Here is a 13,494-nt window from a genome sequence, read left to right on the forward strand (position 1 = left end):
AAAACTCCCCCAATGACATGGTGATGGGCAGGTTGTGCCGCCACGTCATTGGGAAGTCAATGAAACCTGCGGGCGGGTGGTATTTCTACCTAACCGCCCGCGGGGGCCGGGATCAGCTGGCTTTCTTCTTGGTGGCTTTCTTCTTGGGCGCGGCCTTTTTGCGGGTGCCTTTCTTGGCCGCCTTCTCATTGACCAGTTCCACCGCCATTTCGGGCGTAACGTCCTCGGGCTTGATGTCCTTGGGCAGGGTCGCGTTGACCTTTTCCCACTTCACATAAGGCCCATAGCGCCCGTCCAGAACCTGGATCGCGCCGCCATCGGGATGCTCGCCCAGTTCCTTCAGCGGTTTGGCCGCAGCCCGTCCCCGCCGCCCGGGGTTGGCGCGCTTTTCCGCCAACAGTTCGACGGCCCGGTTCATGCCGATTTCGAACACGTCGTTGGGATCCTTGAGATTGGCGTAGACCGGCTTCGCCTCGTCCGGTAGCTGGTGCATGATATAGGGACCGAAGCGCCCGAAATTGGCGCTGATCATACCGCCCTCGGGGTGTTCGCCAATCTCGCGCGGCAGGCTCAGAAGGGTCAGCGCCTTCTCAAGGTCCATGGCATCCTTGTTCCAGCCCTTCGGCAAAGAGGCGCGTGGCGGTTTCTTGTTCTCGGGCGTGGCTTCGCCGCGCTGGACATAGGGGCCGAAGCGTCCGGATTTCAGCCAGATCTCATCTTCGCCATCCATGCCCAGCAGACGTTCCTCGCCCTCGGCGCCTTCACCGGCGATGGGGCGGGTATAGGTGCATTCGGGATAGTTCCCGCAGCCCACGAATCCGCCGGTCCGCGAGGTTTTCAGGTGCAGCCGTCCGACCCCGCATTTGGGGCAGATGCGCGGATCCGAGCCATCCTCGCGCGGGGGGTACAGCTGCGGGGCCAGCGCCTCGTCCAGCTTGTCGAGCACTTCTGAAATCCGCAGCTCGGACGTCTCGGCGATCGCGGCCGAGAAATCGCGCCAGAACTTGGATAGCAGGTCCTTGTAGTCGCGGGCGCCGGCGCTCACCTCGTCCAGCTGCTCTTCGAGGTTGGCAGTGAATTCGTACCCGACATACTGGCGGAAGAAATTCAGCAAGAAGATCGTGACGATCCGGCCCTTTTCCTCGGGGATCAGGCGGTTCTTGTCCTTGCGGACGTAACCGCGGTCCTGAATCGTGGTGACGATCGAGGCATAGGTCGAGGGTCGCCCGATACCCAGTTCTTCCATCCGTTTGACCAGTGTCGCCTCGGTATAGCGCGGCGGCGGTTGGGTGTGGTGTTGCAGCGCCAGAACCGTCTGGTTGTCCGACAGGATGGCCTTCTTGTCCGCGCCGTCGGCGGTAGCCTTGTCAAACTGATCCTTCAGCGTGGTCTTGGCAAAGCGCGCCGGATCACCCTGCATGATCTGGGGCAGGCGCTTGTCATCCTCGTCCTCGACATCGTCGCGGCCTTCCTCGTAGACGCGCATGAAGCCGTCGAATAGCACGACCTGACCGGTGGCGCGCAGGCCCACTTGGCCGTCATCGCTGCCTATTTCGACGGTTGTGCGTTCCAGCCGCGCAGCGGCCATCTGGCAGGCGATCGTACGTTTCCAGATCAGATCGTACAGCTTGCGCTGATCGTCATCCGACAGTTTCAAGGCGGCGGCGTCCTTGGTCATGTCCGTGGGCCGGATGCATTCGTGCGCTTCCTGCGCGTTCTTGGCCTTGTTCTTGTACATGCGCGGGCTGTCCGGCACGTATTCGGCACCGAACCGGTCCTTGATCGCGTCCCGCGTGGCCGCGACGGCCTCGGGCGCCATGTCGATGCCGTCGGTTCGCATATAGGTAATGTGCCCGGCCTCGTACAAACGCTGGGCCACCTGCATCGTGTGGCGCGCGCCCATACCGAATTTGCGGCTGGCTTCCTGCTGCAGGGTCGAGGTCATGAACGGAGCGCTGGGGTTGCGCGCGGCCGGCTTGGCCTCGACCGAGGTCACGCTCAGCGCGCGGCTGGTGATCGCCTGAACCGCCAGTTCGGCCTGGGTTGCATTGGCGATGTCATGCTTGTCCAGCTTCTTGCCGGCCAGCGTGACTAGCCGCGCCTCATAGGTCTGGCCGCGCGGCGTTTCGAACAGCGCCTTGACCGACCAGTATTCAACGGGCTTGAACGCCTCGATCTCCATCTCGCGCTCGACGATCAGGCGCAGGCAGACCGATTGCACGCGTCCGGCCGATTTCGCGCCGGGCAGCTTGCGCCACAGAACCGGCGACAGGTTGAAACCGACCAGATAGTCCAGTGCGCGCCGGGCCAGATAGGCCTCGACCAGAGGCATGTCGACCTCGCGCGGGTTCTGCATCGCCTTGGTCACCGCATCCTTGGTGATGGCGTTGAAGGTCACGCGCCGAACCTCGGTGTCCTTCTTGATCGAGCGGCGCTTGGTCAGCGCCTCTTGCAGGTGCCAGCTGATCGCCTCGCCCTCGCGGTCGGGGTCGGTGGCCAGGATCAGCGCGTTGTCATCCTTGAGCGCATCCGCGATGGCCTTGACGTGTTTGCGGCTGTCGGCGGCGACCTCCCATTTCATGGAAAAATCGTGGTCCGGATCGACCGATCCGTCTTTCGGAGGCAGGTCGCGAACATGGCCGTACGAAGCCAGAACCGTGTAGTCGGGGCCGAGATATTTGTTGATCGTTTTTGCCTTGGCCGGGGATTCTACAACAACTACAGGCATTTAGTCTAAAACCTCGCTCGACGGATTGGGCGGCATGTATGGCCGTGCAAGATGTGGAGGGCAAGGCGGATTTGTCAATGCACTGTATTGCGCGTCCGAATTCCGGTGCGCTGCGAGCCGGTGAAACGACAAATCGAACCCGGGTCAGACGGCCAGAGACAACAGCCCGCCCGCCTGTCTTTGGATGCGCCCCGCCAGCTCCAGTTCGACCAGAATCGGGCCGACGGCGCTGGCCGGAACCTGCACGTCCCGGATCAGTTGGTCTTCGGCCACCGGCGAAGGACCAAGGCGCGACAGGATCATGCCCTGCAAGTCATCGGTCGAAATCGGATGCACCTGATCCGGAGCGGGCTGCGGGGAAGCGGACGCATCGAACAGATCGGTCGTCTGTGGAGGCAGGGCTTCGATCACGTCGTCGACCGATCGCACTAGCGTGGCGCCTTCGCGGATCAACAGGTTGCACCCCGCCGCGCGCGCGTCGAACGGATGGCCCGGCACGGCCAACACGTCGCGCCCCTGGTCCAGAGCGTCGCGCGCAGTGATCAGACTGCCGGATTTGGCAGCGGCTTCGACCACCACCACCGCCTGCGCCAGGCCCGAGATGATCCGGTTGCGACGGGGAAAATGCCGGGCTTGCGGGGTGACGCCCATGGGCTGTTCGGACAGGCGCAGACCCCGCAGCGCTATATCGCGGGCCAAATCCGTGTTCTCGGCCGGATAGATGACGTCGACACCACCGGCCATCACTGCGACCGTTCCAGATTCCAACGCGGCCTTGTGGGCAGCCGTATCGATTCCCCGCGCCAACCCCGAAACCACGACATAGCCTTGTGCGCCCAGCCCGTCTGCCAGTGCGCGGGCCATCCGTGCGCCCAACGACGAACAGTTCCGAGCCCCGACAAGGGCAATCATCTTCCGATGCAGGATTGACGTATCCCCAATTGCCCAAAGCAGGGGGGGCGCATCGGACAAGTCCGCCAGCATTGAGGGGTAGTCAGCCGAGCCAAGGCACAAAAGCCGCGCTTTGGCGGCTTTTGCGGCCTTGAGCTCTGCCTCGATCACGCCGGGTGGGCATGTTTCATACCCTTTGACTCCGGCAGCGCGTGCCACTTCCGGCAGCGCGGCCAGCGCATTCTGCGCCGAGCCATGTTCGTGCAGCAGGCGCCGGAACGTGGCCGGGCCGACCTTGCGCGAACGCATCAGACGAAGCCAAGAAAACCGGTCCTCTTCCGTGGTGGGTGGGAGTGGGGGGTGAATGGAAGATTGCTGCTCTTCGGTCATCCGTGGCTCCGCCTGATTGCAGAACTGGTTTACGGCTGGCCGGGTTAACAGCGCGTGAATCTCGAAAAATTTTAGGAGTTAAGGCGAGTGTTTCAGGCGTGATTGTCGATATAATCTTGAAAAGATAACAAAATTTTTTTCCTGCCTGGCGTCCGCGCGGGTGCGAAATGTTTGGAAGGGCGGCCCCGGTTAACCGAGCCGAGGCCGCTCCGACATTGATTCGCCTCAGGCGGCAGACCCGCCCACGGTCAGGCCATCCATCAATACTGTGGGTTGGCCCACACCGACCGGAACCCACTGGCCGTCCTTGCCGCAGGTTCCCATGCCCGGATCCAATGCCATGTCGTTGCCCAGACCCCGGATACGCTTCAGCGCCGACGGGCCGTCGCCGATCAGCGTCGCGCCCTTGACCGGGGCGCCGATCTTGCCGTTCTCGACCCGGTAGGCCTCGGTGCAGCTGAACACGAACTTGCCGTTGGTGATGTCGACCTGGCCGCCGCCGAAACCCACGGCCCAGATGCCGTCCTTGATCTCGGCAACCAGATCCGCCGGGTTGGCATCGCCGCCCAGCATGATCGTGTTGGTCATGCGCGGCAGTGGCTTGTGCGCATAGCTTTGCCGCCGTCCGTTGCCGGTGGGGGTCACCCCCATCAGGCGCGCATTCTGGCGGTCCTGCATGTAGCCGGTCAGGATCCCGTCCTCGATCAGCACGGTGCGCGAACTGGGCGTGCCCTCATCATCCACGGTGATCGAGCCCCGGCGATCGGGGATGGTCCCGTCATCGACCACGGTCACGCCCTTGGAGGCGATCCGCTGCCCCATCAGCCCGGCGAAGGCCGAACTGCCCTTGCGGTTGAAATCTCCTTCCAAGCCGTGGCCGATCGCCTCGTGCAACAGGATGCCAGGCCAGCCGGGGCCCAGTGCGACTTCCATCACGCCGGCCGGAGCTGGAACGGCGTCAAGGTTGACCAAAGCAATGCGCAAGGCTTCGCGGGCCTTGTCCTGCCAATCGGCCGGATCAAGCAGCCCGTCGAGCCCGACCCGTCCGCCGCCGCCGGCCGAACCGCTCTCGCGGCGGCCGTTCTGCTCGACGATGACCGAGACATTGACCCGCGTCATCGGGCGCACGTCGCGCACCAGGGTCCCGTCAGGGCGCAGGATCTCGACCTCCTGAACCGATGCGGCAATCACCGCGCTTACCTGAACAACGCGCGGATCAAGGTCGCGGGCGAAGCTGTCGATCTGGCGCAGGGTCTCGATCTTGACCGGAAAGCTGGCGGATTCGATCGGGTCCTCGTCGGTGTACAGGTTCTTGTTCGTCGCTCGCGGTGAGTCGGCAAGTGTCCCTCCACCATCCCCGACGGCCAGCCGCGCGGTTTCGGCCGCGCGTTTCAATGCCGGGATGGATACGTCGGTAGAATGGGCATATCCTGCCACTTCACCCTGAACCGCCCGCAGGCCGAACCCCTCGGACGCATCGTACGAGGCCGACCGCAGACGACCGTCATCAAAGACCAGAGATTCGGACTTGCGGCGCTCGACGAACAGCTCGCCGTCCTCGGCGCCATCGGTGGCCGACCGCAGCACGGCCAGCGCCTCGTCTTGCGGCAAAACGGTTTCGAACGGGCGAAACGGGGCGTGAGTCATTGGTTGCGGCCTTTCGGATTTGATCCAGATCAAAAATAGCGTCTGTTTGACGCAAGCATTTTGCTTTATCTAGCCCCCGGAATATGGTTTTTAACGCGGCCAAAGACAACGGGAGAGGTGTGACCGATTCACACCTGTTCGCCAGAGACGCAAAGATCAAACGATCAGGACAGAAAATGAAGAATGCTTTGATGCTTTCGGGGGTGTTCGCAGCCCTCTCCAGCCTTCCCGCCATGGCTCAGGACCTTGAGATCATCGGCAAGCCGGTCGACGGCGGCATGGGTTTCCAGCCCGCGGCCACCAGCCTGGCCGAAGGGATTCAACGCCTTGATGGCATGATTCTGGTGATCATCACCGCGATCTGTCTGCTGGTCGCAGGCCTGCTGGTCTATTGCATCGTGCGCTACAACCAGCGTGCAAACCCGACGCCGGCGCGATTCTCGCACTACACCCCGGTCGAGATCGCCTGGACCCTGGGCCCGATCCTGATTCTGGTTTTCATCGGGGCATTCTCGCTGCCGGTTCTGTTCAAGCAGCAGGAAATCCCCGAGGGCGACGTCGTTATCAAGGTGACCGGCAACCAGTGGTACTGGACCTACGAGTATGTCGATCACGAATTTGCCTTCGACAGCTATCTGTTGGGGCACCCCGCCACCCTGGACGAAAGCGCCCGTCCGGCCGATGCCGAAGTTACGCCGTTCGTTCTTGATGACGCGATGCGCGCCAAGCTGGCCGATGCCGGCTACAGCGAGGATGAGTGGCTGCTGGCCACCGACACCGCCGTCGTGGTGCCCGTCAACAAGGTGGTGGTGATGCAGGTCACCGCGGCCGACGTGATCCATTCGTGGACGATTCCAGCCTTTGGCGTCAAGCAGGACGGTATTCCGGGCCGCCTGGCCGAGCTGTGGTTCAAGGCCGACAAGGAAGGCATCTATTTCGGTCAGTGTTCCGAGCTGTGCGGCAAGGACCACGCTTACATGCCGATCACCGTCAAGGTCGTCAGCGAAGAAGCCTATGAGGAATGGCTGAAATCGGCGCAGGAAGAATATGCCGGCCTGCCCGCGTCGTTCCAGATCGCTGCGAACTGACCGCCTTAGGGCCTGAGGCCCGATCGAAACCAAGGACAGGCTGCGCGGGTTTCGCGCAGCTTTCGCACCACAAGGACCTGTCATGACCGACGCGAGCATCAATGCCAGCACACTTGCCGCACAACCCCGTGCGGACGAGGCCGGCTTTGGCGACTATTTCGCGCTGCTCAAGCCGCGGGTGATGTCGCTTGTCGTGTTCACCGCCTTGGTGGGGCTGCTGGCCGCGCCTGTGTCCGTGCACCCCTTCGTCGGGTTCTGCGCGATCCTGTTCATCGCCATCGGCGGCGGCGCCTCGGGTGCGCTGAACATGTGGTGGGATGCGGATATCGATAAGGTAATGAAGCGCACCAAGGGTCGTCCGATCCCGTCGGGCAAGGTCGAACCCGGCGAGGCGATGGCGCTGGGCCTTGCCCTGTCGGGCCTGTCGGTGATCATGCTGGGCTTGGCGACCAACTGGTTCGCGGGCGCGTTTCTGGCCTTTACCATCTTTTTCTATGTCGTGATCTACACGATGTGGCTCAAGCGCCTGACGCCGCAGAACATCGTGATCGGCGGCGCCGCGGGAGCGTTTCCCCCGGTGATCGGCTGGGTTGCCGCCACGGGTTCGATGACGCTCGAACCGTGGCTGATGTTTGCCCTGACCTTCATGTGGACACCGCCGCATTTCTGGGCGCTGGCGTTGTTTATGCGCTCGGATTATGACGACGCGGGCGTGCCGATGCTGACAGTGACGCATGGACGCCGCGCCACACGGACCCATATCCTAGTCTATACCGCATTGCTGGCCCTGCTGGCCGTGGGCACCGCTTTCTCGGGCATCGGTGGCCCGATTTACTTGGCTGTGGCCGTAGTTTTGAACGCGCTGTTCCTGCAGGGGGCCTGGGCCATCTCGCGTCGCACCGAAGACGATGCCGAGGCGGACAATTTCAAGGTCGAGCGCAGCTTTTTCAAGCTGTCGCTGCTGTACCTGTTCCTGCATTTCGGCGCGATTCTCGCCGAGGCGTTGCTGAAACCCTACGGGTTGGGAGGCTGGTCATGAGCCTGCGCAAAAGCCATGAGCTGCACCAGCGCCGGTTCGGCCGCAACCTGGGTGTTGGGCTGACGTTGGCGGCGTTCATCGTGATCATCTTCGGCCTGACCATCGTCAAGGTCTCGGGCAGCGATTTTGGTGCGGACATCGAGGAGGTTCAGAACTGATGGCTTTGACCGGACCGCAGAAGACCGTTGCGCAGACCGTTGGTCTGGTTGTTCTGATGGGCAGCCTGGCCTGGGCGGCTGTGCCGTTCTACGACTGGTTCTGCCGGGTCACCGGGTTCGGGGGCACCACCGGAGTGGCTGAGGCCACGCCTGATGAGATCCTCGACCGTGTGGTGACCGTTCGCTTCGACGCGTCCAAGGCCAAAGACATGCCGTGGGAGTTCAAGCCCGTCGAGCGCGAGATGAAGGTGCGTATCGGCGAGACCGGTCTGGCGTTCTACGAGGCGTACAACCCGACGGACAAGCCAGTTGCGGGACAGGCATCGTACAACGTGACGCCTTATTCCGCCGGAGGATACTTCCAGAAAATCGCCTGTTTCTGCTTTGAAGAGCAGGTTCTGGAGCCCGGTGAGCGGGTCGAAATGCCCGTAACTTTCTTCGTCGACCCCGAAATGGTGGAAGACCCCGAAGCTCAGTATGTTCATACGATCACGCTGTCGTATACATTCTACGAAATCGACCTGCCCGAGGGCTATGCCGTCCTTGATGCGCAGGCAGAAACAAACACGAACTAACGCCTGTAGGTGAGGGACGCTGATGGCACACGCAAAAAACCACGATTACCACATTCTGGCCCCGTCGATCTGGCCGCTGATCGGCTCGATCGGTGGCTTCGTCATGCTGTTCGGAGCCGTCTTGTGGATGCACGGAGTGACGTCCTTCGTGTTCTGGGCCGGTCTTGTGGCGGTTCTGTACACGATGTTCGGCTGGTGGTCGGACGTGGTGGCCGAAAGCCGCGCCGGTGACCATACACCGGTCGTGCGCATCGGTCTGCGCTACGGCTTCATCCTGTTCATCATGTCCGAGGTGATGTTCTTCTTTGCCTGGTTCTGGTCGTTCTTCAAGCATCGGATGTACCCGATGTACGAGTATGCCGGTACTGAATACGTCCAGCCGGATATCCACGCGGTGGATCCGTTTCACCTGCCGCTGATCAACACGCTGATCCTGCTGCTGTCGGGTTGTGCCGTGACCTGGGCACACCACGCCCTGGTGCACGAAAATGACCGCAAGGCACTGGTCCAGGGCCTGGCAATCGGCATCTTTCTTGGGGTCGTTTTTACGGCTTTGCAGGCCTATGAATATTTTGAACTGCTGGCCCACGAAGGATGGGAATTCGGCGGCGACCAGTTCTATTCGAACTTCTTCATGGCCACCGGCTTCCACGGTGCACATGTGATCATCGGCACCATCTTCCTGACGGTCTGTCTGATCCGTGCGATGCGGGGCGATTTCACTCCGGAAAAACACATCGGCTTCGAGGCGGCTGCCTGGTATTGGCATTTCGTTGACGTCGTCTGGCTGTTCCTGTTCTTCGCGGTTTACATCTGGGGCCAAGCACCGCTGATGTAACGCCCGCGAGGCTGTCGAATTGCAAAAGCCGCCCCTCGGGGCGGCTTTTTCTCGATCAGGGGCGCATGGGATTGCGCCCCGTACAATTGCACGGTTGCATTTCCGTGCGCACAGACCGTAACAAGACGCCGGCTTGACCCCGAGCCGGTATGACACGCAACAAGGGCCAGATATGCGCCGCATCCTGTTTCTGCTGATTTTCGGGTTCGCCGGGCTGGCGGTTCTTGTGTCTCTGGGCACTTGGCAGGTTCAGCGTCTGGCGTGGAAAGAGGGCATTCTGGCCGACATCGAAGCCCGGATCGCCGCCAATCCGATGCCGCTGCCCGAGGCGGTCGATCCCGATGCCGACCGTTATCTGCCCGTCGAGGTTTCGGGCGAGATGCTGCCCGGCGAAATCCATGTACTGGTTTCGGTCAAGCAGGTCGGGCCGGGCTATCGGATCATCGCGCCGTTCCGAACTGGTGATCGCACGATCCTGGTGGACCGGGGCTTTGTCCCCATAACGGCCAAGCAGGCCGAGCGCCGGACCGGACCCATGCAGGTTGTCGGAAATCTGCATTGGCCGGATGAGATCGACAGCTACACCCCCGATCCGGACCCGGCGGGCAACATCTGGTTTGCCCGCGACGTGCCCGCGCTGGCCGATGCGCTTGGGGCCGAACCGATCCTACTGGTTGCCCGCAGCCAGACCGATCCCACCATCACGCCGCTGCCGGTGGATACGGCGGGTATTCCCAATGACCATCTGCAATACGCGGTGACATGGTTCGGCTTGGCGCTGGTCTGGGCCGCAATGACCGGATATTTCCTGTGGCGCGGCCGCGCCCCATCAGAGAGTGACGCGCAATGAAATACATCTCGACCCGCGGGCAGGCGCCCGAACTGAGCTTTGAAGAGGCGATGCTAACCGGTCTGGCCCGCGACGGTGGCCTTTACCTGCCTGCCGAAATTCCGGTTCTGAGCCAGGACGAGATCGCCGCGCTGGCCGGGCTGCCCTATGAAGAGATCGCGTTCCGCGTTATGTGGCCGTATGTCAGCGGCTCTTTCGCCGGGGACGAGTTCAAAGAGATCATTGCACGCGCCTATGCCGGGTTCGGTCACGATGCCCGCGCGCCGTTGAAGCAGCTGAACGAGAACCACTTTCTGCTGGAGCTGTTTCACGGGCCCACGCTGGCCTTCAAGGATTTCGCCATGCAGCTGATCGGTCAGCTGTTCCAGGTGGCGCTGAAACGGCGGGGCGAGCGTGTTACCATCGTGGGCGCCACCAGCGGTGATACCGGATCGGCCGCGATCGAGGCGTTTCGGGGGCTGGATGCGGTCGATGTGTTCATTCTGTTCCCCCATGGCCGCGTGTCCGAGGTGCAGCGCCGGCAGATGACCACCCCCGCCGACAGCAACGTGCACGCGCTGGCCGTCGATGGCGATTTCGACGACTGTCAGGCCGCCGTGAAGGACATGTTCAACGATTTCGACTTCCGCGACGGGGTGAAACTGGCCGGAGTGAACTCGATCAACTTTGCCCGCGTGCTGGCGCAGGTGGTCTATTATTTCTCGGCCGCCACCAGCCTGGGCGCGCCGCATCGCAAGGTCAGCTTCACGGTGCCCACCGGCAATTTCGGCGACATCTTCGCCGGCTATGTCGCCAAGCGGATGGGTCTGCCCATCGACCGTCTGGTGGTGGCGACCAACCAGAACGACATCCTGCATCGCTGCCTGTCGGGGCAGGGCTATTTCAAGGGCGACACCATCCCCTCGATCAGCCCGTCAATGGACATTCAGGTCAGCTCGAACTTCGAACGCGCGCTGTACTATGCCTATGGCGAAGACGGGCGGGCCGTGGCGCAGTTGATGGACGAGTTGAAACAGGGCGGCTTCCACGTCAGCCAAGGCGCGATGGAGGCTCTGCGCGAAAGTTTCGACTCGGGTCGTGTGTCCGAAGCGGAAACGCTGGCCACGATCAAATCCACGCTGCAACACAGCGCCGAGCTGGTCTGCCCGCACACTGCCGTGGGCATCAAGGTGGCCGAGGACACCCGCGCCGCCGATGTGCCGATGGTCACGCTGGCCACCGCGCACCCTGCGAAATTCCCCGCCGCGGTCGAGCAGGCCAGCGGTGTGCATCCGCCTCTTCCCTCGCGCATGTCCGATCTGTATGAACGTCCGGAACGGGTGACCCGCATCGCCAACGATCTGGGCGCCATCGAGGATCATATCAAAAGGCACATTGCTGAGTGACTGTCAGACTGGACCAACTAACGAACGGCTTTCGGATCGTCAGCGAACAGATGCCGGGGCTGCAATCGGCCGCCATCGGCATCTGGGTGACCGCCGGCGGGCGGCACGAGCGGATCGAACAGAACGGCATCGCGCATTTCCTCGAGCACATGGCCTTCAAGGGCACCGAGCGGCGCTCGGCCCTGCAGATCGCCGAGGCGATCGAGGATGTGGGCGGCTATATCAACGCCTATACCTCGCGCGAGGTGACGGCCTATTACGCCCGGGTGCTTAAGGATGACGTGGCGCTGGCGATGGACGTGGTCGGCGACATCGTCCTGAACCCCGTCTTCGACCCGCGCGAGATCGAGGTTGAGCGCGGCGTGATCCTGCAGGAGATCGGCCAGGCGCATGACACGCCCGACGACGTGATCTTTGACTGGCTGCAGGAACAGAGCTATCGCGATCAGCCGCTGGGCCGCACGATCCTGGGGCCGACCGAACGGGTCAGCGCCTTTTCGCGCGACGACCTGTCGGCCTTCGTGGCCGAGCACTATGCGCCCGACCAGATGATCCTGTCGGCGGCGGGCGCCGTCGATCATGACCAGCTGATGAAACTGGCCGAAGAGATGTTCGGCCATCTGCAACCCCGCAAGGGGCTGCTGCCTGAGCCCGCCCGGTTCACCGGCGGCGAGGCGCGGCGGGACAAGGTGCTGGAGCAGGCGCATTTCGCGTTGGCGCTGGAAAGCCCGGGCTATCGCGATGACGAGATCTATACCGCGCAGATCTATTCGACCGCGCTGGGCGGCGGCATGTCCTCGCGCCTGTTCCAGGAAGTGCGCGAGACTCGCGGCCTGTGCTATACGATCTTTGCCCAGACCGGCGCCTATGCCGACACGGGAACGACCACGATCTATGCCGGAACCTCGGCCGATCAGGTGGGCGAGCTGGCCACCATCACCATCGACGAGATGAAGCGCGCCGCCGAGGACATGAGCGCCGAGGAGGTTGCCCGCGCCCGGGCGCAGATGAAGGCCGGGATGCTTATGGGGCTGGAAAGCCCCTCGAACCGGGCCGAGCGTCTGGCCCGGCTGGTGCAGATTTGGGGCCGTGTTCCACCGCTCGAGGAAACCGTGGCCAAGATCGACGCGGTCAGCACCGCTGACGTCCGCGCCTTTGCCGAGAAGATGGCGGTTCAGGCCCCGGCGGCGCTGGCGCTTTATGGGCCGGTCGGTAGTGCGCCGACGCTCGAGCAGTTGCAGGAGAGGCGCGCGGCGTGATGCTGTTGGGCAGACGCAGGCTGAAACTCGAGACCGAGCGGTTGAGCTTGCGCCCGCCCGTGCATTCCGACTTCAACGACTGGGCCGCGCTGCGGCTGGCCTCGCGCGAGTATCTGACCCCGTGGGAGCCGATCTGGGCCAAGGACCATCTGACCCGCAAATCGTTCACCAACCGTGTCTACTGGGCGCAACGCTCGGTGGCCAATGGCACGGCAGTTCCGCTGTTCCTGTTCCGCCGCGCCGACGACGTTCTGGTGGGCGCCATCACGCTGGACAACATCCGCCGGGGGCCGGCGCAGGCCGGAACCCTGGGATATTGGACCGGGCAGGTTTTTGCCCGGCAGGGGTATATGCGCGAGGCCATCGGCGCCGTGGTGCATTACGCCTTTACCCGCCTGGACCTGAGCCGGATCGAGGCCGCCTGCCTGCCGGAAAACGCCGCCTCTCGCGGGCTATTGGAAAGCTCGGGCTTCAAATACGAGGGCGTGGCGCAATCCTATTTGCAGATCAATGGGCGTTGGCGGACACATGTACTCTATGCGTCGCTGCGTTCGGACCGGCGCGGGCGGACGGACGCGGGCTAGGCCGCCCGTTCGGCGCTGGTTCCGGCGGGACTGTTTGCAAAATCTTGGCCCCGCGACGTGAC

General features: G+C 62.9%; 12 protein-coding genes. 9 read left to right on the forward strand and 3 right to left on the reverse strand.

The features are described from left to right. Positions 1 to 112: 112 nt before the first annotated feature. The 3 genes from topA to tldD all read right to left on the reverse strand — a co-directional run bounded on the left by topA (position 113) and on the right by tldD (position 5,656). Positions 113 to 2,728, reverse strand: coding sequence for a type I DNA topoisomerase (gene topA / locus AC2FMM_RS01355; RefSeq protein ID WP_496795587.1), 2,616 nt, complete (start codon positions 2,726 to 2,728; stop codon positions 113 to 115). A gap of 144 nt (positions 2,729 to 2,872) precedes the next feature. Then, the gene (gene dprA / locus AC2FMM_RS01360; RefSeq protein ID WP_496795588.1) at positions 2,873 to 4,009 is read right to left on the reverse strand and encodes a DNA-processing protein DprA; all 1,137 of its coding nucleotides are present in this window, start codon (positions 4,007 to 4,009) and stop codon (positions 2,873 to 2,875) included. Between the two features lie 225 nt (positions 4,010 to 4,234). Next, positions 4,235 to 5,656: a metalloprotease TldD gene (tldD, locus tag AC2FMM_RS01365; RefSeq protein ID WP_496795589.1), complete on the reverse strand. Its 1,422-nt coding sequence runs from the start codon at positions 5,654 to 5,656 to the stop codon at positions 4,235 to 4,237. Positions 5,657 to 5,832: 176 nt separating this feature from the next. Between tldD and coxB the strand changes: the two genes are divergently transcribed. From coxB to AC2FMM_RS01410, 9 genes are all read left to right on the forward strand, one after another. Further along, a complete protein-coding gene (gene coxB, locus AC2FMM_RS01370) occupies positions 5,833 to 6,744 on the forward strand; it encodes a cytochrome c oxidase subunit II (RefSeq protein ID WP_496681428.1) in 912 nt (303 codons plus the stop codon). A gap of 82 nt (positions 6,745 to 6,826) precedes the next feature. Further along, positions 6,827 to 7,783 carry a heme o synthase gene (gene cyoE, locus AC2FMM_RS01375; protein ID WP_496681431.1) on the forward strand — a complete coding sequence of 319 codons (957 nt, stop codon included), beginning with the start codon at positions 6,827 to 6,829 and terminating at the stop codon, positions 7,781 to 7,783. Continuing rightward, positions 7,780 to 7,941, forward strand: a complete 162-nt coding sequence (locus AC2FMM_RS01380) for a cytochrome c oxidase system small membrane protein (RefSeq protein ID WP_496713077.1) — start codon at positions 7,780 to 7,782, stop codon at positions 7,939 to 7,941. The genes cyoE and AC2FMM_RS01380 overlap by 4 nt, the downstream gene beginning before the upstream one ends. After that, a complete protein-coding gene (locus AC2FMM_RS01385) occupies positions 7,941 to 8,516 on the forward strand; it encodes a cytochrome c oxidase assembly protein (protein ID WP_496795590.1) in 576 nt (191 codons plus the stop codon). The genes AC2FMM_RS01380 and AC2FMM_RS01385 overlap by 1 nt, the downstream gene beginning before the upstream one ends. A 22-nt stretch (positions 8,517 to 8,538) precedes the next feature. Continuing rightward, positions 8,539 to 9,354, forward strand: a complete 816-nt coding sequence (locus AC2FMM_RS01390; protein ID WP_496681436.1) for a cytochrome c oxidase subunit 3 — start codon at positions 8,539 to 8,541, stop codon at positions 9,352 to 9,354. Positions 9,355 to 9,526: 172 nt separating this feature from the next. Continuing rightward, the gene (locus AC2FMM_RS01395; protein ID WP_496795591.1) at positions 9,527 to 10,204 is read left to right on the forward strand and encodes an SURF1 family protein; all 678 of its coding nucleotides are present in this window, start codon (positions 9,527 to 9,529) and stop codon (positions 10,202 to 10,204) included. Next, positions 10,201 to 11,589 carry a threonine synthase gene (gene thrC / locus AC2FMM_RS01400; RefSeq protein WP_496795592.1) on the forward strand — a complete coding sequence of 463 codons (1,389 nt, stop codon included), beginning with the start codon at positions 10,201 to 10,203 and terminating at the stop codon, positions 11,587 to 11,589. Before AC2FMM_RS01395 ends, thrC begins: the two co-directional genes overlap by 4 nt. Further along, positions 11,586 to 12,848 (forward strand): M16 family metallopeptidase, encoded by a 1,263-nt coding sequence (locus tag AC2FMM_RS01405; RefSeq protein WP_496688430.1) that lies wholly within the window; start codon positions 11,586 to 11,588, stop codon positions 12,846 to 12,848. The genes thrC and AC2FMM_RS01405 overlap by 4 nt, the downstream gene beginning before the upstream one ends. Continuing rightward, positions 12,848 to 13,432, forward strand: a complete 585-nt coding sequence (locus AC2FMM_RS01410; RefSeq protein ID WP_496681444.1) for a GNAT family N-acetyltransferase — start codon at positions 12,848 to 12,850, stop codon at positions 13,430 to 13,432. The genes AC2FMM_RS01405 and AC2FMM_RS01410 overlap by 1 nt, the downstream gene beginning before the upstream one ends. Positions 13,433 to 13,494 lie beyond the last annotated feature (62 nt).

It is taken from the genome of Ruegeria sp. BHSC043 (assembly GCF_059612985.1).